This window comes from Actinokineospora auranticolor (assembly GCF_041897805.1).
Classification (GTDB): domain Bacteria; phylum Actinomycetota; class Actinomycetes; order Mycobacteriales; family Pseudonocardiaceae; genus Actinokineospora; species Actinokineospora auranticolor.
The window spans coordinates 7,536,141-7,557,868 of record NZ_CP154825.1; the positions used below are offsets into that span (position 1 = coordinate 7,536,141).

Here is a 21,728-nt window from a genome sequence, read left to right on the forward strand (position 1 = left end):
GGGCCGGTGTAGCTCAGCGGCTGCTGCGGCGGCGCGCCGAAGCCCTTGCTGCGCAGCGCGGGCGGCAGCTTCTCCCCCGCGTTGGTGGCCGCGGCCTCCTCGGCCTGGGCGCGCCGCTGGTGCTCGGCGGCGCGCGCCTGGCGGGCCCGCAACTCGGCCTGCCTGGCCTGCTCCTCCGGGCTCGGCCCGCTCACCGACGGCAGCGCCGTCGGCTGGGCCGCGAGCTGGACCGGCGGCGCGGGCTCGGCGGGCTCGACCGGCACGTTGAACAGGTACCCGACGGTCTCCTCCTTCAGCGCGTCGAGCATCGCGCCGAACATGTCGAAGCCTTCCTTCTGGTACTCGATCAGCGGGTCGCGCTGGGCCATGGCGCGCAGGCCGATGCCCTCCTTGAGGTAGTCCATCTCGTAGAGGTGCTCGCGCCACTTGCGGTCCAGGACCGACAGCATGACCTGCCGCTCCACCTGCCGCATCGCGCCTTCGCCGACCCGGCCGTCGATCTCCGCCTCGCGCGCCTGGTAGGCGGCGAGGGCGTCATCGGTGATGGCCCTGTGCAGGTACTCGTGGTCCATGTCGCTGCCCTCGGCCTCGGCCTCCTCGACCAGGCGCTCCCAGTCCAGGGAGATCGGGTACAGCGTCTTGAGCGCGGTCCACAGCTTGACGTGGTCCCAGTCCTCGGCGTAGCCGCCCGCGGTGGCGCCGACCACGTACGCCGAGACCACGTCGGTGATCATGTGCTGGATCTGCTCGCTGAGGTCCTCGCCCTCGAGCACGCGCCTGCGCTCGCCGTAGATGACCTGGCGCTGCTTGTTCATGACCTCGTCGTACTTGAGGACGTTCTTGCGGATCTCGTAGTTCTGCTGCTCGACCTGGGTCTGCGCGCTCTTGATCGCGCGGGTGACCATCTTGGCCTCGATCGGCTGGTCCTCGGGCACGTTCATCACGGTCATGACCCGCTCGACCATGCCCGCGTTGAACCGCCGCATCAGCTCGTCGCCCAGCGACAGGTAGAACCGCGACTCGCCGGGGTCGCCCTGGCGGCCGGAGCGACCGCGCAGCTGGTTGTCGATGCGCCGCGACTCGTGCCGCTCGGTGCCCAGCACGTACAGCCCGCCCGCGGCCTGCACCTCGATCTTCTCGGCCTTGACCGCCTCCTGCGCCTTCTCCAGCGCGGCGGGCAGCGCGGCGCGCCACTCCTCGGGGGTCTCCTCCGGGTCGAGGCCGCGCTCGCGCAGCACCTCCTCGGCGATGTGCTCCGGGTTGCCGCCGAGCACGATGTCGGTACCGCGGCCGGCCATGTTGGTCGCCACGGTGACCGCGCCCTTGTGCCCGGCGCCCGCGATGATCGCGGCTTCCTTCTCGTGGTGCTTGGCGTTGAGCACGTTGTGCGGCACGCCCGCCTTGACCAGCAGCTTCGACAGGTACTCCGACCGCTCGACGCTGGTCGTGCCGACCAGCACCGGCTGGCCCGCCTCGTGCCGCTCGGCGATGTCCTCGGCGACGGCGAGGAACTTCGCCTCCTCCGTCTTGTAGATCAGGTCGGCCTGGTCCTTGCGGACCATGTCCCGGTTCGTCGGGATGGGCACGACGCCGAGCTTGTAGGTGTTGTGGAACTCCGCGGCCTCGGTCTCCGCGGTACCGGTCATGCCCGCGAGCTTGGTGTAGAGGCGGAAGTAGTTCTGCAGGGTGATCGTGGCCAGCGTCTGGTTCTCGGCCTTGATCTCCACGTTCTCCTTGGCCTCGATGGCCTGGTGCATGCCCTCGTTGTAGCGGCGACCGGAGAGCACGCGACCGGTGAACTCGTCGACGATCAGGACCTCGCCGTTGCGGACGATGTAGTCCTTGTCGCGCTTGTACAGCTCCTTGGCCTTGAGCGCGTTGTTGAGGTAGCCGACGAGCGGGGTGTTGGCCGCCTCGTACAGGTTCTCGATGCCGAGCTGGTCCTCGACCAGCGCGACGCCCTTCTCGGTGACGCCGACCGTCCGCTTGCGCTCGTCGACCTCGTAGTGGGTGTCGCGGCGCAGCATCGGGGAGAGCCGGGCGAACTCCTGGTACCAGCGCGACGACTGGTCGGCCGGGCCGGAGATGATCAGCGGCGTGCGGGCCTCGTCGATCAGGATGGAGTCGACCTCGTCGACCACGGCGAAGTTGTGGCCGCGCTGCACCATGTCGTCGAGCGACCAGGCCATGTTGTCGCGCAGGTAGTCGAAGCCGAACTCGTTGTTCGTGCCGTGCGTGATGTCGCAGGCGTAGGCCTCGCGGCGCTGGGCCGGGGTCATGTCGGCCAGGATCACGCCGACGGTCAGGCCGAGGAAGCGGTGGATGCGCCCCATCCACTCCGCGTCGCGCTTGGCGAGGTAGTCGTTGGTGGTGATGACGTGCACGCCGTCACCGGAGAGGGCGTTGAGGTAGGCGGGCAGCACACCGGTCAGCGTCTTGCCCTCACCGGTGCGCATCTCGGCGACCTGCCCGAGGTGCAGCGCGGCGCCACCCATCAGCTGGACGTCGAAGTGCCGCTGGCCGAGCACCCGCTTGGCGCCCTCGCGGGCCACCGCGAACGCCTCGGGGAGCAGCTCGTCGAGGGACTCGCCCCCGGCGTAGCGCTTCTTGAACTCTTCGGTCTTGCCGCGCAGGTCCTCGTCGCTGAGCCCGACGACATCGTCCTCCAGCGAGTTGATGTGCGCTGCGATGTTGCGCAGTCGCTTGAGCATCTTGCCCTCGCCCGCGCGCAGGATCCGGGACAGCACCATCCGAGTCGACCTCGCTAGCTGATAGTCGTGCACCCGCCACGGGCGCTCCTGTAGGTCATCGTAGGCAACCCGGCGCGCGCCGTGCACCGACGCTCGCCTGGGGCGCCGCGCAGGCTACCCGGGTGACCCACACCTCAGCGTCAACGGTTCACGGTGGCGTGGGGTTCCGCCCTTGGCCGACCTGGCAAATGGGAACGCTCGAGGTCGCGGGTCCGCCGACCCCGGACCGGGTGCGGTTCGATGTGCCCTGACCAGGCGGGACCGGCTGTTCGGGGCGGGCGCCGGTCCCGGTCGGCATCCCCCCGATCGGGCGACGGTCGCCGACTCGACGTCTGTGGTTCAGACCCGGACAGCTCCACCTCCGCCCGCCCGCTGCCTACCACCGCGCCCACCACTCGCGGACCACCAGGGCTCCCAGGTGGCGCCCACCGCTTGCGCGGAGCCGGGCGCGTCCTTCGTCGACCGTCGAGCACCGGTCCCCCAGCGTGGTCGCTCGCGCCAGTGACTCGGGCGTAGCGGGGCAGGGGCAGCGGCCGCCCGCAATGGGGATGGGAGGCGAAGCCGCGCGAGGCGCGCGGGCTCAGGGCGAGATGGGCCGGACGACCTGGCGAGGCCAGGCAAGACCAATGCCCCGACAGTAGGCATAGATGACACGCGCGGCGGCTCGGCTATCACGCAGTGGAGGCGGGAAGCGGAGCCGCGCGAGGTGCGTGGGGCTCAGGCGGGCAGGACGATGCCCCGGAGGCGTTGGGCCTCCGGGGCTGGTCGTCGGTTGGTGCCCGGGTGCCGTGGGGGCGGGCCCGGGGAAGGGTTGGTCGGGTGACGGTCAGACGAGTTTGATGACGCCGTAGTCGAAGGCCCGGCGGCGGTAGACGACGCTGGGGATGCCGGTGTCGGCGTCGGCGAACAGGTAGAAGTCGTGGCCCACGAGCTCCATCTCGTAGAGGGCCTGGTCGACGGTCATGGGTTTGGCCGGGTGCTCCTTCTGGCGCACCACACGGCCCGGGAGGTCGCTGTCACTGTCCCCTTCGGCCTCCTCCCACCGCTGCTCGGGCAGCCGCACGCTGCCGAAGTCGCCGTCGAGTTCGCTTCCGTTGTACTGGTTTCCGTTGTGCCCGTTGCCGTTGCGGAGTCTGCTGCTGCCGTTGAGCTCGCCGTCGTGGGCGAGGTCGGCGGCGTCGGGGGCTTCGAGCACGGTGGTCAGCGCGGTGCGGCGGTCGCCGCCCGCCGCGGCGGATATCGCTTGGCCGACCGAGGCCGGGGTCCGGCGTCCGTGGTGCACGCGCCTGCGGTCGTGCACCCTGCGCAGCCGGTTCTCCAGCTTGGTCACCGCCAGGTCCAGCGCGGCGTAGAAGTCGCCCGCGCACGCCTCGGCGCGCACCGCCGGACCCTTGCCCATGCCGGTGATCTCGACCCGCTGGCAGTTCTTCGACTGCCTGCGGTTGGGCTCATGGAAGAGCTCGACGTCGAAGCGGATGACCTTGCGGTCGTAGCGCTCCAGACGGCTCAGCTTCTCCTCGACGTGAATCCGGTAGTGCTCCGGAACCTCCACGTTTCGGCCCTTAACCACGATGTCCATACACGACCTCCCTCGCTGTCGGCGAGTACTGGTTCCGCAACATGTGAAGCCTCGGCGCCGGGCTGGTCTGGATTCCAAGTCCAGGACAGGACGTGACCTCGGGGGATTCCCCGCCGGGTCAGCGCTCCACCGGCACCAGGGTCATGGGCTCCTCGCCTCCTCCCTGCCAACCGGGAACGGTGATAGCGCAGAACGCTAGCCCGGGTTCGGTTCGAACAACAGCCCCCGGGGCGGGCGACATCCGTTCGCGACCCAGAGTGACACCGAGCGACAACCCAGCGGTCACGCAGGGCCATGCCCGGTACGGCGCGCCCGATCGTCCGCGTCGCGGTTCATCCCGACGGCGCAATCCGACCGGACGAGCAGCGGTGCGTCGCGATCCGGCGACCGGCGTCCACGGCTGAGCCAAGAGGCTCTGGACCTGTTCCGCGTTCGCCCGCATATCCAGCCAACGGACCCGAACGGCCCAGGGTTCCCGGAACCCGTTCACTCTTTCGGAGGTATCCGGGCATTCCGGTATCTGGGATCAACCAGTCGCAACGCGACCGCGCACAGCGAGTACCGGCCGGTACCCCCGGTTGCCGCCCCACCGCGGGCCACGACGCCGACCCAGCGCCGACCAGGGTCGGATCCACCAGGAGCCGTCCCCTTCCTCGGGAGTGGCCGAAGAGCACCACCGGTCTGCCTCGGCTGACACCTGACCGCCGGGCTGCGGCGGTTGATTCCGCGGCCACCACGTCGTCAAGTACCAGAAGAGGTACAACCCGGCGGGGAACCGAGACCGGATCCGCCATCGGACGCGACGGTGTCGAGGACCGGCGCCCCCAAGTAGTAAGCACAACGGGAGTGTCCCCACGAACGGCAGAAGTCAACCGGCGTAGCGGCACTTGATCCCACGCCGCTTGGACGTGCCCGGCACGCGAACGCGTGTTGTCCCAGCACGAGCGGGACAGAGACCCGCCACGAGCCGGCCTCGAGGTTGGGCAGCGGCACGCCCGGACGACCACCTTCCATAGTCGTGGGGATGTCAGCAAGGGGCAGTCGAGCACGATGGTTGCCGCACCTATCCGGATCGCGGGCCGTGGTCCAGGAGCCGTGTGGTTCCACCGGCGGCCCCGCAACCGGGAGAACGTGCCTGGTCGCGGACAACGGGTCGCGGCGCACAGGGAGTGCCTGTCGCTGTGCCCGGTCCCTACCCACAGGCCAGCGCCGTGGAAGGTGGGTCGCTGTCGTCGAGGCCGGAACAGGCGAGGCAGCAGTGCGTCGGCAGAAGCCCACGCCCCAACCGACAAGGACCAACCAGACGTCCTTGCCGGTCAAACACGCCGGCTACGTCGCCCGCATGACTCGTGATGGCGAGATGCCACCTGACTGCCTCGCCTGGGGGCTGGGCTGCCAAACCACCGTGCGCCAAGGGACCACCGCGTGGGGCGCTGCTCGGGGTCAGACGGTGGCGGCGCAGGCGAGTACGGCGAGGACCGGTCGGTCGACCCCGGCTAAGGCTCGACCGCAGGCGGCGGCCGTGGAACCGGTCGTCACCACGTCGTCGAGTACGAGGATGGGGGCGCCCGGTGGCGGGGTCAGGGTTGGGTCCACCGACAGGTGGGACTCCAGGTTGTGCGCGCGGGCCTCGGGGGACAGGCCGACGGAGTCCCCGGCGCGCCAGCCGAGTCGTAGGGCGGGGGTGACCCTTGCCTGGATGCCGCGCTCCCCCAGGGCCCGGCTGACCTCGTCGGCCACCCGCAGCATGTGGTGGCCGCCGCGGCGTCGGGCGGTGGCGTCTCGGGACGGGGCTGGGATCAGCCAGAGCGCCTGGTTCGGGGTTGGTGGGTTCGGATCGGGGTGATCGGGCACCCCGGATGCGATGACGGGCATGGGTGAGGGGGCGCCCCAGGGTGAGGTGGCAGCCCGGGGCGAGGGGTCGGCCGCGAATGAGGGGTCGCGTGTGGACGGAGCGGGTGGGGTGGCCGCGGGGCGCGTGGACAGCAGGCGCGCGGCCAAGCGGGGGACGGCGCGGGCCAGCGCCTGTCCCAAAGGGACGGCGAGGCGCACCCGGGCCTTCTCCTTGTACGCGAGGATCGCCCGGCGGACCGGACCCGCGTAGGGGGCCAGGGCGAAGACCCTGGGGCCGGCGCGGGTGGCGGTCCGGTGGACCTCGTGCAGGCCCGCCAGGGTCTCCCCGCAGGCCGGGCACCAGTCGGTCGCGGGGTGGGCGCAGCCCGCGCAGTAGCGGGGCAGCAGCAGGTCGAGTGCGGTTCGCGGGTTCATGTGGACCACTGTGGCGGAAATCGGGGAGCTCCGCGAAAAGTTGTCCACAGGGGGTTGACTCAGCCGGGGTAGAACGGTACCGACCCCGGCGGCTGGCCGAACTGGTGCCGCTGCCAGACCTTGCCCGGCTGCTGCGTCGACCACATCTGCAGCCGGTCGGTCACCAGCACGGCCCGGCTCGGGGCCGCCGTGATGGCGGTGACCGGGGGCGACAGGTTGGTGTTGTTGTACGGGTTGTACCGCAGCCCGTCGATCGGGATGCTCACCACGGGCCGCACCGACTGCCCGGTCGCCACGATGACCGTGAGCCGGTCGAGCCAGTCGATGCTCACGACGTCCTTGACGACCCCACCTTGCAGCGTCCGCGGTGCGCTCAGCGTCACCGCCTCGTTGGCGCGGACGACCGACGCGATCACCACGCTGCCGTTGACCACCGCCGCCACCCGGGCGCCGTCGCGGGAGAGGCGGAGCTGGGTGATCGGGCCGTTGCGGGTCAGTTCGGACGCCTCGACCGGGTAGTCCTCCCACTTGCCCTCGGACGTGCGCCCCACCCGCACCACCAGGTTGCCGTCCTGCACCGTCCACACCTCGGTCGGCACGGCCTCGTTCGAGCCCGCGAACCGCCAGGTCGGCCGGGTGAGCGTGGTCGCCCGCGCCAGGTCGACCTCGGGCAGTTCGCCGTTGGCCTTCCCCACGCGCAGCCGGGGCCCCGTGGGGGTCCGGGCCACGACCGCGAGCTGGCCGCCGTCGAGGGACTGGGCGGCGCTGATGATGTCGTACGCGCCGTCCCCCGCCGGTCCCTCCGCCGGGTTGCCGTCGCGCAGGGACAGCAGCTTGCCGTTGACCACGACCATGCCCAGCAGGTCCGACTTCAGCGTGGTCAGCGCGTCGTAGCTACCCACGTCCCCGACGGTCCAGTCCGCTTTGTCCGGCACAAGAGGGGCGCCCTGGCTACGCAGCCGCAGCGGGCTCGTAGTGACCTCGCGCAGCGAGTACACCAGTTGCGCGGCTATTCGCTGTCTGTCCTCGAGTTGCTTGTTCTCCACCTTGGCCAGGTTGACCAAGATGGCGCCGTCCGGTTCCTGCACCACGTTGGTGCTCAGCGCGAGTCCGTCGAGCTGGCTGCGCACCGCGCCCTTGAGCGAGTCCGACGGCCCCGCGAGCAGCAACGCGACGACCTGCCCGTAGATGTTCTGCCGCGGCTCGATCTCCACGTACCGCAGGTCCGGCACCAGGACGCGCAGGTCCGGGTCGAAGAACTCCAGGCTGACCCGCCGGTAGCTGCTCTCGAAGTCGGACTCGGTGATCAGCCGGGCCGGGGGCGGGTCGGAGATGCGCCACTGGTTGTCCTGGTCGCGGGTGAGCGTCACGCTGTACTCCAGCGGCTGCACCCCCGGCGAGAACGACTTGTCCCCCGACAGCGTGCCGACCTGGGTGCCGGTGAACACGACCACGGTGCGGTTGCCGCCGCTGCCGTTCTCCTGCACCGACTGCGGGATCGTCTTGAACTCGTCCTCGATGATCGTCGGCGTGACCGTGTTGCCCCAGTGCTGCGCCGCCTCCTCGGTGAGGTACGTGCTGGCCACGTCGGTGTAGCCCGCGTTGCGCACGAACTGCTGGACGAGCGTGTACGGGTCGAGCCCCGGCGGCGGCTTGCCGATCTGGCGCGGCCGCTGCGCGGTCGCGTCGAGGACGACCCGGGGCGGGGTGCGGTCGGGGATGTTCGCGCAGCTCGCCAGGCTGAGCAGGGCGAGCAGCAGGACCAGGCACCGCTTCACGGGTACACCTCCTCGGTGACCGACAGCGGGAGCTGTGCGACCTGGGTGATCGGGCGGACGTCGGCGGGGGGCAGCGGCAGCGGGCTCTCGCCGTACTCGATGCCCTGCTCGCGCGGCAGGGTGAGGCGGAAGCAGGCGCCGTCGCCCGGTTCGCCCCACGCGTCGAGGCCACCGCCGTGCAGCCGGGCGTCCTCGAGGCTGATCGCCAAGCCGAGACCGGTGCCGCCGGTGTGCCGGTTGCGCGAGGGGTCGGCGCGCCAGAACCGGTTGAACACCAGGTCGGCCTCGCCGGTGCGCAGGCCGACGCCGTGGTCGCGGACCGTCACCGCGACGGCTTCGGGCCCCATGACCATCCGCAGCTCCACCGGCCTGCCCTCGCCGTGGTCGATGGCGTTGGCCAGCAGGTTGCGCAGGATGCGCTCGATGCGCCGCGACTCGACCTCGGCGGTGACCTCGTCCTCCGGCAGGTCGAGGATGATCTCCGAGCCCGCGTTGCGGGCGATGACCCGCACCGACTCCACCGCGCGCCGGGCGATCGCCCGCAGGTCGGCGTACTCGGCGACCAGGTCCTCCACGCCCGCGTCCAGCCGGGAGATCTCCAGCAGGTCGCCGAGCAGGGACTCGAACCGGTCGAGTTCGTCGACCAGGAGTTCCGTGGAGCGGGCGAGGCCCGCGGGGAACTGGGCGCGGGACGCGTGCAGCACGTCGGCGGCCATCCGGACGGTGGTCAGCGGCGTGCGCAGCTCGTGCGAGACGTCGGAGGTGAACCGGCGCTGGAGCTGGCCGAAGTCCTCCAGCTGGCGGATCTGGTTGGCGATGCTCTCGGCCATCTCGTTGTAGGACTGCGCCAGCTGCGCCACGTCGTCCTCACCCGCGACGACCATCCGCTCGTCCAGCTCGCCGTCGGCGAACCGGGCGGCCGCGCGGGCGGCGCGGCGCACGGGCAGCACGACCTGGCGGGTGACGAGGTTCGTGATCCCCGCCAGGAGCAGCAGCAGCACGAGCCCGCCGACCAGGATGGTGCTCTGCACGACGTCGACGGTCCGCTGCTCGGCGGAGAGCGGGTAGAGCATGTAGAGCTGCACGGCCGGGTTCGTGGTGGTGACCGGGGCGCCGACCATCAGGTACGTGATCCGCTCACCGCCGCGGTCGACGGTGTAGATCTGCGAGACGGTGCGGTTCGGGGTGCTCAGCACGAAGTCGCGCAGCGACTGCGGGACCTTGTCGTACGGCCCCGCGGCCTCCACGTCCTCGCGCGACCTGCGGGCGTCGTCGTTGACCAGCACCGGCTCGAACGCGCCCGCCGAGCCCGCGCCCGCGCCCGGCGACGAGCTGGTCAGCTTGTTGATGGCGCTGCTGAGCCGGTCCTCGATGCGGTACGAGTTGCTGATCCCGACCAGCTCGGTCTCGGCCAGCTGCACCGCGGCCCGGGTCTGGGCGATGGCGGCAGACTCCTTGGTGCCCAGCAGCCGCTCGGTGATCTGGTTCTGCACGACCATGCCGAGCACGAAGGTCACCGCGGAGCCGAGGGCCAGCGTGCTGACCGCGACGCGCAGCTGCAGCGACGAGCGCCACAGCTCGCTGAACGCGCCGGTGCGGTGCCTGCCCGCGGCCAGCAGCCCGCGCAGCGCGCCGACCACCCGGCGCAGGAATCCGGTCACCGTCCGGTCCGGCTCACGGAGGGCCCGCCTTGTAGCCGACACCTCGCACGGTCAGCACGACCTCCGGGTGCTCGGGATCGCGCTCGACCTTGGACCGCAGCCGCTGGACGTGCACGTTGACCAGGCGGGTGTCGGCGGCGTGCCGATAGCCCCAGACCTGTTCGAGCAGCACCTCGCGGGTGAACACCTGGCGCGGTTTGCGGGCCAGGGCGACCAGCAGGTCGAACTCCAGCGGGGTGAGCTGGATGGCCTTGCCGTCGCGGGTGACCTCGTGGCCGGGGACGTCGATGGTCAGGTCGCCGATGGCCAGCGTCTCCGCGGGCTCGGACTCGGTGCGCCGCAGCCGCGCCCGCACCCGGGCCACCAGCTCCTTGGGCTTGAACGGCTTGACCACGTAGTCGTCCGCACCGGACTCCAGGCCCAGGACGATGTCGACGGTGTCGCTCTTGGCGGTGAGCATCACGATCGGCACACCGGACTCGCCGCGGATCGCCTTGCACACGTCGATGCCGTTCATCCCGGGCAGCATCAGGTCGAGCAGCACGAGGTCCGGTTTGAGTTCGCGGAGCGCGGGCAGCGCCCGAGAACCGTCGGCCACCACGGCCGTGTCGAAACCCTCGCCGCGCAGCACGATCGTGAGCATCTCGGCGAGGGCCGGGTCGTCGTCAACCACCAGCACTCGTGCCTTCATGAACACATAGTCGCACTGTTCACACCCGGTAGGCGCCACCCCCCGCCGTGTCCCGCGATCGAGTATGTTGAACCTTGAACTACTCGGACAGGAGCACCCATGGGCATCCGCAGGCTCAACCACGCCGTCCTCTACGTGCGCGACGTGGAGCGCAGCGTGGCGTTCTACCGGGATGTCCTCGGATTTCAGCTGGTCACGGGCTTCCCGGGGGCGGCTTTCCTGCGCGCGGCCGACTCGGACAACGATCACGACCTGGGGTTGTTCCAGGTAGGACTGGACGCGTCCGGGCCCCAGCAGGGCGCGGTGGGGCTGTACCACTTGGCGTGGTCGGTGCAGACACTGGCGGAGCTGGCGGAGTTCAAGCGGGTGTTGGTCGCGGCGGGGTCGCTGGTGGGCGCGTCGGACCACGGGGTGTCGAAGTCGCTGTACGCGAAGGACCCGGACGGGGTGGAGTTCGAGGTGTCCTGGTTCGTGCCGCGGGACCGGGTGACGGCGGAGATGGAGGCGCAGGGCGCCCCCCGGCCGCTGGACATCGACACCGAGATCGCGAAGTGGGGCACGGAGCTGGTGGGGGCGCTCTAGCCTCTCGATCAGGCCAAGAGAGTGGCGGTTAGGGCCGTCGGATCCAGGACAGACGCGCCGTCCACTACGTGCCAAGGGGACAGCCACGACTTGGCGGCCAGGCCGTCGTAGACATCACCGACGCGGACCTGGAGCGGTGTGTCCGACTCCCACTTGTCACGCTCACGGGCATCCGTCCGCTCGCGGTGGGTGGCACGTTCCGCCGCGAGGGTGGCCGAGACCCGGAGGAGGAGTTGGGCGTGCGGGACCGGTAGGGCGAAACGGTCGATCTCGATCGACCGCACCCACCGGACGAAATCCCCGTCGGCGCCCTCGTGGAGACGGGCGGCGCCGTAGGCGGCGTTGGAGGCCACGTAGCGGTCCAAGAGGACTACGTCGTGGGTGGACAGGTCGGCGCGCAGGTCCGCGAGGGCCCCCTGACGGTCCAACGCGTACAGGACCGCCATGCCGTAGACCGACTCCCCCAAGCCGCCGAGGCGGCCGTGGAGGCCGTCGTGGACCAGGTCCGCGGTGACCGACTTCCCGTAGCGCGGGAAGGCCCGCGTGCCCACCAACGCGCCCTGCTCGGCGAACGCCGCCGTGAGCTTGTCCGCCAAGGTGCGCTTGCCCGCGCCGTCCAGACCCTCGATGACGATCAGTCGTCCCACGGGGTCGCAGACTACCGACGGCCGTGGACGGCGCGCCCGGGCTCCCCACCCGGTGCGTGCCGTCCACGGCGCCATCCACCCCCCGGGGCGGCTCCTCCGGTTCTGGCATGCCCCCTGCGCAGGCCAGAACTACACAAGATCGCTCGACCGGGTCGCTTCGTTACACCTTTCGGGGACAAAGACGCGGGCCCCGGCACGCGGGTTGCGTGCCGGGGCCCGGAAACTCGCCTACCGATCAGTAGCGGTAGTGCTCCGACTTGAACGGACCCTCGACGTCGACGTCGATGTACTCGGCCTGCTCCTTGGTCAGCTTGGTGAGGCTGCCGCCCAGCGCCTCCAGGTGGATCCGGGCGACCTTCTCGTCGAGCTTCTTCGGCAGCCGGTAGACCTCGCGGTCGTACTCCTGGTGCTTGGTGAACAGCTCGACCTGCGCGATGACCTGGTTGGAGAAGCTGCTGGACATCACGAAGCTGGGGTGGCCGGTGGCGTTGCCCAGGTTCAGCAGCCGACCCTCGCTGAGCACGATGATCGTGTGCCCGTCGGGGAAGACCCACTCGTCGACCTGCGGCTTGATGTTGACCCGGCGGATGCCCGGGTACCGGGTCAGGCCCGCGATGTCGAGCTCGTTGTCGAAGTGGCCGACGTTGCCCAGGATGGTCTGGTGCTTCATCCGGGCCATGTGGTCCGCGGTCACCACGTCCTTGTTGCCGGTCGTGGTGATGATGATGTCGGCCTTGCCCACGACCTCGTCGAGGGTGCGGACCTCGTAGCCGTCCATCGCCGCCTGCAGCGCGCAGATCGGGTCGATCTCGGTGACGACCACCCGGGCGCCCTGCCCGCGCAGGCTCTCCGCCGACCCCTTGCCCACGTCGCCGTAGCCGCAGATCACCGCGACCTTGCCCGCGATCAGCACGTCGGTGCCGCGGTTGATGCCGTCGACCAGCGAGTGCCGGATGCCGTAGCGGTTGTCGAACTTGCTCTTGGTGACCGAGTCGTTGACGTTGATCGCCGGGAACAGCAGCTCACCGGCGGCGGCGAGCTGGTAGAGCCGCAGCACGCCGGTGGTGGTCTCCTCGGTGACGCCGCGCAGGCCCTCGGCCACCTTGGTCCACTTGCCGGAGTCGGCGGCCAGCGACGCGCGCAGCGTCTCCAGGATGAGCGCCCACTCCTCGGGGGCGTCGTCCTCGGCGTCGGGCACGACACCGGCCTTCTCGTACTGGACGCCCTTGTGCACCAGCAGCGTCGCGTCGCCGCCGTCGTCGAGGATCATGTTCGGGCCCTCGCCGCCGGGCCAGGTCAGCATCTTCTCGGTGGCCCACCAGTACTCGGGGAGGGTCTCGCCCTTCCACGCGTACACCGGCACGCCCTTGGGCTCCTCGGGGGTGCCGTGCGGGCCGACGACGACCGCGGCGGCGGCGTGGTCCTGCGTCGAGAAGATGTTGCAGGAGCACCAGCGCACCTCGGCGCCGAGCGCGACCAGCGTCTCGATCAACACCGCAGTCTGCACGGTCATGTGCAGCGACCCCGAGATCCGGGCCCCCGCAACGGGTACACCTCGGAGTACTCGCGGCGCAACGCCATCAGGCCGGGCATCTCGTGCTCGGCGAGCCGGATCTCCTTGCGACCGAACTCCGCCAGCGACAGGTCGGCCACCGCGAAGTCGATCCCGTTGCGCGTCTGGGCGTAGCTCGCGCCGGTCGTGCTCCGCGTGTCTTCTGCGGTCATCGGAAACATCCTCCAGACTTCGGGTTCTTGATGAACACTACCGTCGCCGCCGCGGGCGCGGGGCAAGTCGAAAACGACTAGAAAGAGTGACCCACCGCCGTTCGATGACCAGGGAGGAACGTGCTGTTTACCGGCTCGGAAACCCGCGTGGTCGAACTGCGCGTGCACGGCATCATGGGCACCACCCCGGAGAACCTGGTCACCTCGGTGGCCGCGGTCGACGTCGCGGGTGACGGCATCGGCCGGATCGTGCGCCCCGCGGACAGGTTGCTGCGCCCGGCACCCGGTCCGGTGCTGCGCGCGGAAGGCCGTTCGGTGCCCAGGACGGTCGAGGGGTACGTCTGGGGGGCCATGACCTCGGGCGGGGTGGCCAAGGCCACGTGGGCCCTGCTTTTCCCATTTTCACTTACCAACATGGCGCACTGGATGCTGCCGCCCGCCCCCAGCGGGCACCGCGGCGCGCGCCTGCTCGCCGCCGTGAACCGCGCGCTGCTGCGGTTGGCCGCGCTCCTGCTGACCGCGCTGCTGGTCTCGCAGGCCGCGGTCGTGAGCATCGATCTGCTCGCCGCGCAGTGCCTGGCGCCGGGCACCGAGTGCCTGTCGTGGGTGCCGGACAGCCTGCGCTCGGCGTGGCCGTTCCGGCAGACCGTCGGCGTGCTGCCGGTGCTGCTGGCGATCCTGGTGCTGCACCGGATCTCCTCGATCGCCTGGGAGACACCGGCCGCGCCGAACCCGCCGGACGCGCGGCCCAACCTGAAGGTCGAACTGCCCGGTCGCAACCTGGTGTCCGACCCGGACACGCCCGCGCTGCGCTCACTGCACCTGACCACCGCGCTCGGCACCGTCACGCTGCTGCCGCTCGGCGGGCCGTTCACCCCGCCGTCGGACCCCGTGCAGTGGTGGCTGTGGTTGGCCGCGCTGGCGCTGATCGGGTTCTGCGCGTTGTGCGTGCTGCTGCTCGACGACCCTCGTGGCACCGAACCGACCGGCGGCGGCCGGTGGCTGCGCGCCGCGCTGCGCCGCGGTCCCCGGGGCGCGCTGCTCGTCCTCGGCGCCGCGCTGGCGATCACCGCGGGCGCGGTCAACCACCCGTTCCCCCGGAACCTGGCGGGGGCCGGGCCGACGGTCGAGGCGATCGCCGCCGGGTTGGTCGCGGTGGTGCTGCTCCTCGGTCTGTTCCTCATCCCGGCCGCGCTGATCGCCCGGCGGACCTGGGTGCGGCAGCCGCCGCACCTGCGGCCGTGGGCGGGTGGCTGGATGGCCGCGCCGGTGCTGGCCATCGGCGCGCTGCTCGGCGGCGGGCTCGGCGCGGGCCTGGCGATCTCGCTGCGCAAGCTGGTCGGGTCCGAGTGGATCACGCTGCCGCGCGGCTACGAGCAGGTGACGCTGCTGTGGGGCGCGGCCGCGGTCATCGGGGTCGCGGTGGCGGTGCCGCTCGCCGTGGTCTCCGGCGCCCGGATGCTGCTGGTGCCCGCCAAGTACGGCGAGGTGGGTCTGCTGCACGCGGGCCGGGTCGAGGACGGCCTGCGCGCGCTGCGGGCCTGGCGGGTGGCGGGCTGGCAACGGCGCAACGTGCACCGGGTGACGCTGGCGCTGGCCGGGGTGTTGGCGGCGGGCACGATCATCTCGGTGACCATGCGGATCACCGGCACCGAGCCGCCGGACTGGATGGCGCCGCTGTCCACGCTCGGCATCCTCACCCTGGGCCTGCTGGTCGCGTCGCTGCTGCGCGCGGTGTACACGGCGGCGCAGGAGCGCGACGCGGGCAGGCGGCTGGGCGTGATCGCCGACCTGGCGTCGTTCTGGCCGCGCGAGGCGCACCCGACGGTGCCGCCGAGCTACGCGCTCAAGGTCGCCCCCGAGCTGGCCGCGCGGGCCATCGAGCACCTCAAGGACCCGCACACCCGGGTGGTGCTGACCGGGCACAGCCAGGGCAGCCTGCTGGTCGCGGTGACCGCGGCGCGGCTGATGGAGTCGCTCAACGAGCCGGAGCGCAGGCGGGTCGGGCTGGTGACCGTCGGCTCGCAGCTGCAATGGGCGTACCCGCGCGCGTTCCCGGCCGCCGTGCCGCACGCGTCGCTGGCGGAGCTGGCCCAGCGGTTGGGCACCAGATGGCGGTCACTCTGTCGGGGGACGGATCCGCTCGGCGGCGCGGTGACCACCTGGGACCGGCAGGTCTGCGACGGCCAACTACTCGGCACCGGCTTCCGCGCCGACGGCACCGTGGGCCCGCTGCCCGCCGCGGCCACCAGCCCGACCGGCGCGCTGGTGCTCGGCGGCGACCACTGGCTGCCCGACCCGATGCGCGGCCCGTTCGCGGGTCGTCGCTGGCAGGCGGGCGTGCTGGGCCACGGCCACTACACCGCCGACCCGGAGTGGGACCGGGCGGTCGCGATGGCCGCCGGGTTGGACCCGGAAGAACCGCCGTCGGCGTTGCGCTGGCCGCCCCGCGACAGCTGACCCGGAGCCCGGACAGGCAAAAGGTAACGGGCACAAAGCACCCACAAGGTCGCTTTTGGCCCGGCGGAGACCCACCCGAAACGCTAACCTCTCGTGGCCGATTCACCCACAAGGAGAGGGGCCGTTCGTGTCGGAGACCGAGGAACGGCGACGCACAGGCATCTTCAGAACGAAATCCGTCGAGCAATCGATGGCCGACACCGACGACCCGAGCACCCGGCTGCGGCGCAACCTGTCGACCTGGGACCTCATCGTCTTCGGCGTCGCGGTCGTCATCGGGGCGGGCATCTTCACCCTGACCGCGCGCACGGCCGGTGACCTCGCGGGCCCGTCGGTGTCCATCTCGTTCGTCATCGCCGCCGTCGCCTGCGCGCTGGCCGCCCTCTGCTACGCCGAGTTCGCGTCCACGGTGCCCGTCGCGGGCAGCGCGTACACCTTCTCCTACGCCACTTTCGGCGAGTTCGTCGCGTGGATCATCGGCTGGGACCTGATCCTGGAGCTCGCGGTCGGCGCGGCGGCGGTCTCCAAGGGCTGGTCGGTCTACCTGAACACCGTGCTGGGGTACGTGTTCGACTTCGACTCGTCGCAGGTCACCGCGACGGTCCTGCACCTCGGCGGGCTCAGCGTCGACTGGGGCGCGCTGCTGCTGGTGGTCACCCTCGCCACGCTGCTGACCATCGGGACCAAGCTGTCCTCGCGGGTCAGCATGGTCATCACCGGCATCAAGGTGCTCGTGGTGATCTTCGTGATCGTCCTCGGCCTCTTCTACGTCAAGGCCGCCAACTACACCCCGTTCGTGCCGCCGTCGCAGCCCGGGGGTGCGGGCCACAGCGGTATCGAGCAGTCGCTGTTCTCCCTGCTCGCCGGTGGGGACGGCAGCTCGTTCGGCGTGTTCGGCCTGCTCGCGGGTGCCTCGCTGGTGTTCTTCGCGTTCATCGGCTTCGACATCGTGGCCACCACCGCGGAGGAGACCAAGAACCCGCAGCGGTCGGTGCCGCGCGGCATCTTCGGCTCGCTGTCGATCGTGACCGTGCTCTACGTCGCGGTGTCGCTGGTGCTCGTCGGCATGGTGTCGTACCAGCAGCTGGCCACCACCGTGAAGCCGGACGGCAGCTCCAGCAAGAAGACGCTGGCCACGGCGTTCTCGGTGAACGGGGTCGACTGGGCGGCGCAGATCATCTCGGTCGGCGCGCTCGCGGGCCTGACCACGGTCGTCATGGTGATGATGCTCGGCCAGGTCCGGATCACCTTCGCCATGTCCCGCGACGGCCTGCTGCCGCGCAAGCTCGCGCGGACCAGCCGCCGGGGCACCCCGGCGCGGGCCACCATCGCGGTGTCCGTGCTGGTCGCGATCGCGGCGACCTTCTTCGAGGCGGACAAGCTGGAGGAGATGGTCAACGTCGGCACGCTGTTCGCCTTCGTGCTGGTCTCCGCCGGGGTGATCGTGCTGCGCCGCACGCGCCCGGACCTCAAGCGCGCGTTCCGCGTGCCGTGGGTGCCGGTGATCCCGGTCCTGGCGATCCTGGCCTGCCTGTGGCTGATGCTGAACCTGACGGTGCTGACCTGGCTGCGGTTCATCGTGTGGATGGTCATCGGCGTGGTCCTGTACTTCGCCTACAGCAAGCGGCACTCGCTGATGGGCAAGCGGGAGCGCGGCGAGGCGATCGAGCCGGAGCCCGTGGCCGCGCGCGAGCCGTAGGCACGGCGAACCCGCCGGACTCGTAGGATCGGCGGCCGTGCCCTTCCTCTGCCTGGACATCGGTTCGACGTGGACGAAGGGCGCGGCCGTCGCCGACGACGGTCGCCTGCTCGGTACCGCGCAGCACGCCACCACCCCGCCCGAGGTGCTCGACGGCGTCGGGGCCGTGCTGACCGCGCTCGGGCTGGGCCGTGTCGAAGTGCTGGCGTGTTCGTCGGCGGGCGGTGGCCTGCGGTTGGCGGTGGTGGGCCAGGAGCGGCTGGTCAGCGCCGAAGCCGGGTACCGGGTGGCGCTGTCGGCGGGGGCCAAGGTCGTGCACGTGTCGGCTGGCGAGCTGAGCAACGTGCGGGCGCTGCGGGCCGCGCGGCCGGACGTGGTGCTGCTGGTCGGCGGCACCGACGGCGGCGACGAGCGGGTGCTGCTGCACAACGCGCGCAAGCTGGCCGCGAACCGCGTCCGGGTGCCGATCGTGCTGGCGGGCAACGCGGCGGCGCGTGCGCGGGCCGCCGCGGCCCTGGCCGGGTGCACGGTCGTGGCCACCGACAACGTGCTGCCGGACGTGGGCGACCTGGCTCCCGACCCGGCCCGCCGGGCGATCCGCGAGGTGTTCCTGCGGCACGTGATCGGCGGCAAGGGCCTCTCGCGCGGCCCCCGCTTCCGCGCCATGGTCCGCACGGTCACCCCGGACGCGGTGCTGGCGGGGGTGTCCCGGCTCGCGTGCGCGTCGGCCGAGACCGAGGGCGCGGTGCTGGTCGTCGACGTGGGCGGCGCGACCACGGACGTGTACTCGGCGGTGTCCACTGTGGAGTCCACCGGCGCGGTCGTCGCGCTGCCCCCGGACCGGCGGTCGGTGGAGGGCGACATCGGCATGCGCTGGTCGGCCCCGGGCATCGTCGCGGAGGCGGTCGCCGAACACCTGCTCGCGGACGACACCTCCCTCGCCGCGGCGGCGGAAGCGCGCGCGGCGGCGGTCGGGTTCGTGCCGTCCACCCCGGAGGAGTCGTCCGTGGACACCCGGCTCGCCGCGCTGGCCGCGGTCCTGGCCGTCCGCCGCCACCTGCGCGGCATCGACGGCAACCTGGGCCCCCGCGGCGCCACCCTCCTGGTCCTGTCCGGCGGCGTCTTCCGGCACGCGACCCCCGAGGCGCTGACCGCGGTCGAGGAGACCCTGCGCGCGGACCCCGTCCTGCGCCCGGTGCTGCGGCACGCCCGCGTGGCGGTCGACCGCGACTACGTCCTGGCCCCGGCGGGCCTGCTCACCCAGGCGGGCCACACCGAGGCGGCCACCCGCCTGCTGGGTTCGCTCGCGGGGTGCAGCGGATAGCGCTGCCCACCACGTCACCCTGGTGGAGAACAGGGGGACCGCATGCGCAAGCGCCTAGTCCTGGCCGTGGGTCTGCTGGCGACCGGATGCGGCACGTCGACGATCGACGCCGCACCGGTACCACCCGTCACCAGCACGGTCAGCAGTGTCGTGCGGGTCGTGACCGGCGGTAGCGCCACCGCACCGCCGCCCGGGCGCCCGTTCGACCTGTATGCCCACTGCGGCACGATCTACTACGGCGTGCGGACGGTGGTCCGGTAGAGGTCGGGCTCCAGGTAGATCAGCCGGGCCGAGGGGACCGCCTTGCGGACCCGGGCCTCGGCGTCGTCGATGGCCCGGGCGACGTCCTCCATGGGCAGCCCGGGGCGCAGCGCGATCTTGGCCGCGACCAGCAGCTCCTCCGGGCCCAGGTACTGGGTGCGCAGGTGGATGATCCGCTCGACCTTGCCGGTGGCCAGCTCGTCCTCGATCTTGGCCAGCTCGTCCGGGGTGGCGCCCTCGCCGATGAGCAGGGACTTCATCTCGATGATCAGGATGATCGCGATGACGCCGAGCAGGATGCCGATGGACAGCGTGCCGATGCCGTCGAACACCGGGTCGCCGGTGATCACCGTGAGGCCGACGCCGAGCAGGGCCAGCACCAGGCCGAGCAGGGCGCCCGCGTCCTCCAGCAGCACGACCGGCAGCTCCGGGGTGCGCGACTGGCGGATGAAGCCCCACCACGACACGTCGCCCTTGATGGCGCGGGATTCCTTGATGGCGGTGTAGAACGAGTAGCTCTCCAGCGCGACCGCGACCACCAGGATGACCACCGCGACCAGCGGGGACGACAGCTTCTCCGGTTCGGCGACCTTGTGGATGCCCTCGTACAGCGCGAACACCGAACCGAGGGTGAACAGCAGCAGCGCCACCACGAAGGAGTAGAAGTACCGGTCGCGGCCGTAGCCGAAGGGGTGGTCCTTGTTCGCCTTGCGCTGGGAGGTCTTCTGCCCGAGCAGCAGCAGGCCCTGGTTGGACGTGTCGGCCACCGAGTGCACCGACTCCGCGAGCATCGACGACGAGCCCGTGACCAGGAAGCCGACGAACTTCGCGACCGCGATGCCCGCGTTGGCGCCCAACGCGGCGAGGATGGCCCTCGTGCTGCCTCCTGCGGACACTGTGCTGCTCCCTGCTGACGGCCCGATATGTCGGGGTGAGCCTATAGGTGCGTGGCTCGTGGTTGAGCCCGTCCTCACGATCGCGGCTACTCGGCGGCAGCCGCCCTACCAAGTCGGGACGGTGCCGGGTGGGGATGAGGGGGTGGATGACGGGAGAAAGTGTCAGAGCGTGTCATGCTCGGGCGCTTCAGCACCGACGGTTGCCACAAATACCTGAGCCCGATCACCGCCCGTCGACCGCACCGCCAGGTCCCCGTCACTCGCGGACACCCACACCGACCGGCCCCGCGGCACGACGAGATCGCCCACCGCCACCTCGCCCCCGGTGCACACCAGGATCGCCGGTCTCCGCGACGGCAGCACCACCTCGTCGGTCTCGCCCGCCGACCACTCCACCCGGGACAGTTCGAACTCGGGGGCGTCCGTGCGGTACGTGCGCAGCCGACCCGCCTGCTCGCCTGTGGACACCGGCATGTCGCCGCAGCCGAAGTCCAGCACCCGCAGCAGTTCCGGGACGTCGACGTGCTTCGGGGTGAGCCCGCAGCGCAGGATGTTGTCCGAGTTGGCCAGGATCTCCACACCGGTCCCGCGCAGGTAGGCGTGCAGGTTGCCCGCGGGCAGGTAGATCGCCTCGCCGGGCGCGAGCACCAGCCGGTTGAGCAGCAGCGCGGCCAGCACCCCGGCGTCGCCCGGGTAGTTCTCGGCCAGCTCCAGCACCGTGCGGCACTCCTGGGCGAACTCGCCGCGGGCCTTGAGGTGCGCGACGCAGGCCTCCAGCAGGTCCGGCACCAGCCGCTCCAGCGCGATCTGCGGCAGCGTGATCCAGGTGGTGAACAGCGCCCGCAGGCCATCGGAGTTGGGCTGGCCGACCAGCAGGTCGATGTGCGCGGACAGGCCCGGGGTGCGCAGCTGCTCCAGCAGCGCGATGGTCCGGTGCGGGTCGCGGAAGCCGGCGAGCGCGTGGAACTCGGTGAGCGCGCACAGCAGCTCGGGCTTGGCCGTGGGGTCCGGGTAGTTGCGGTTCACCGCGTCGCGCGCGATGCCCGCGGCCTCCTCGGCGGCGTAGCCCTCGGCCGCCTGCACCGCGGACGGGTGCGCCTGCATGCTCAGCGGTTCCTCGGCGGCGAGGATCTTCAGCAGGAACGGCAACCGGTTGCCCCAGCGGGACGCGGTGGCGTCGCCGAGCTGGCCGGTCGGGTCGGCCTCGATGCCCGCGAGCAGCGACCGCTCGGCACCGTCGCGGCCCACCAGGTACGACGGGTCGCCCGGGTGCGCGCCCATCCACAGCTCCGCCTCAGGGTGCGGTGCGGGGACCGGTCGGCCGAGCATCTCGGCGATGGTCGTCCGCGATCCCCACGCGTACGGCCGCACCGCGTTGCGCAGCAGCTCCACTGGCTCTTCACTCCC

General features: G+C 71.3%; 13 protein-coding genes and 2 pseudogenes. 5 read left to right on the forward strand and 10 right to left on the reverse strand.

Annotated elements, in window-relative coordinates; all coding sequences use genetic code 11:
• Nucleotides 1-232 precede the first annotated feature (232 nt).
• The 6 genes and pseudogenes from secA to mtrA form a co-directional block, all read right to left on the reverse strand.
• Nucleotides 233-2,750, reverse strand: a pseudogene (secA, locus tag V5P93_RS32820) (preprotein translocase subunit SecA); the annotation flags it as partial.
• Between the two features lie 826 nt (nucleotides 2,751-3,576).
• Nucleotides 3,577-4,329 (reverse strand): ribosome hibernation-promoting factor, HPF/YfiA family, encoded by a 753-nt coding sequence (gene hpf / locus V5P93_RS32825; protein ID WP_104478225.1) that lies wholly within the window; start codon nucleotides 4,327-4,329, stop codon nucleotides 3,577-3,579.
• 1,443 nt (nucleotides 4,330-5,772) lie between these two features.
• A complete protein-coding gene (locus V5P93_RS32830) occupies nucleotides 5,773-6,597 on the reverse strand; it encodes a ComF family protein (protein ID WP_104478224.1) in 825 nt (274 codons plus the stop codon).
• Between the two features lie 59 nt (nucleotides 6,598-6,656).
• Nucleotides 6,657-8,375 (reverse strand): LpqB family beta-propeller domain-containing protein, encoded by a 1,719-nt coding sequence (locus V5P93_RS32835; RefSeq protein ID WP_104478223.1) that lies wholly within the window; start codon nucleotides 8,373-8,375, stop codon nucleotides 6,657-6,659.
• Nucleotides 8,372-10,036: an MtrAB system histidine kinase MtrB gene (gene mtrB / locus V5P93_RS32840; protein WP_104478222.1), complete on the reverse strand. Its 1,665-nt coding sequence runs from the start codon at nucleotides 10,034-10,036 to the stop codon at nucleotides 8,372-8,374. The genes V5P93_RS32835 and mtrB overlap by 4 nt, the downstream gene beginning before the upstream one ends.
• Before the next feature lie 13 nt (nucleotides 10,037-10,049).
• Nucleotides 10,050-10,727, reverse strand: a complete 678-nt coding sequence (mtrA, locus tag V5P93_RS32845; RefSeq protein WP_104478334.1) for an MtrAB system response regulator MtrA — start codon at nucleotides 10,725-10,727, stop codon at nucleotides 10,050-10,052.
• A gap of 99 nt (nucleotides 10,728-10,826) precedes the next feature.
• On the opposite strand from mtrA, the gene V5P93_RS32850 reads away from it, so the two are divergent.
• A complete protein-coding gene (locus V5P93_RS32850) occupies nucleotides 10,827-11,309 on the forward strand; it encodes a VOC family protein (protein ID WP_104478221.1) in 483 nt (160 codons plus the stop codon).
• A gap of 8 nt (nucleotides 11,310-11,317) precedes the next feature.
• Here the strand turns inward: V5P93_RS32850 and V5P93_RS32855 are convergent, their stop codons facing one another.
• Together V5P93_RS32855 and ahcY are read right to left on the reverse strand one after the other, a co-directional pair.
• A complete protein-coding gene (locus tag V5P93_RS32855) occupies nucleotides 11,318-11,956 on the reverse strand; it encodes a dTMP kinase (protein ID WP_104478220.1) in 639 nt (212 codons plus the stop codon).
• A gap of 235 nt (nucleotides 11,957-12,191) precedes the next feature.
• Nucleotides 12,192-13,681: pseudogene (gene ahcY, locus V5P93_RS32860) on the reverse strand (adenosylhomocysteinase).
• A gap of 120 nt (nucleotides 13,682-13,801) precedes the next feature.
• Here ahcY and V5P93_RS32865 point away from each other — a divergent pair.
• The 4 genes from V5P93_RS32865 to V5P93_RS32880 all read left to right on the forward strand — a co-directional run bounded on the left by V5P93_RS32865 (nucleotide 13,802) and on the right by V5P93_RS32880 (nucleotide 19,425).
• The gene (locus V5P93_RS32865; protein WP_104478219.1) at nucleotides 13,802-16,141 is read left to right on the forward strand and encodes a hypothetical protein; all 2,340 of its coding nucleotides are present in this window, start codon (nucleotides 13,802-13,804) and stop codon (nucleotides 16,139-16,141) included.
• Nucleotides 16,142-16,331: 190 nt separating this feature from the next.
• Nucleotides 16,332-17,840 carry an amino acid permease gene (locus tag V5P93_RS32870; RefSeq protein WP_104478218.1) on the forward strand — a complete coding sequence of 503 codons (1,509 nt, stop codon included), beginning with the start codon at nucleotides 16,332-16,334 and terminating at the stop codon, nucleotides 17,838-17,840.
• A 37-nt stretch (nucleotides 17,841-17,877) separates the two neighbouring features.
• The gene (locus V5P93_RS32875) at nucleotides 17,878-19,164 is read left to right on the forward strand and encodes a glutamate mutase L (RefSeq protein WP_104478217.1); all 1,287 of its coding nucleotides are present in this window, start codon (nucleotides 17,878-17,880) and stop codon (nucleotides 19,162-19,164) included.
• A gap of 42 nt (nucleotides 19,165-19,206) precedes the next feature.
• Nucleotides 19,207-19,425, forward strand: a complete 219-nt coding sequence (locus tag V5P93_RS32880; protein WP_104478216.1) for a hypothetical protein — start codon at nucleotides 19,207-19,209, stop codon at nucleotides 19,423-19,425.
• Here the strand turns inward: V5P93_RS32880 and V5P93_RS32885 are convergent.
• A complete protein-coding gene (locus V5P93_RS32885; RefSeq protein WP_104478215.1) occupies nucleotides 19,398-20,321 on the reverse strand; it encodes a cation diffusion facilitator family transporter in 924 nt (307 codons plus the stop codon). The two genes, V5P93_RS32880 and V5P93_RS32885, sit on opposite strands and share 28 nt — an antisense overlap.
• Nucleotides 20,322-20,483: 162 nt before the next feature.
• Nucleotides 20,484-21,713 (reverse strand): mannose-6-phosphate isomerase, class I, encoded by a 1,230-nt coding sequence (gene manA / locus V5P93_RS32890; RefSeq protein ID WP_104478214.1) that lies wholly within the window; start codon nucleotides 21,711-21,713, stop codon nucleotides 20,484-20,486.
• Between the last annotated feature and the right edge of the window lie 15 nt (nucleotides 21,714-21,728).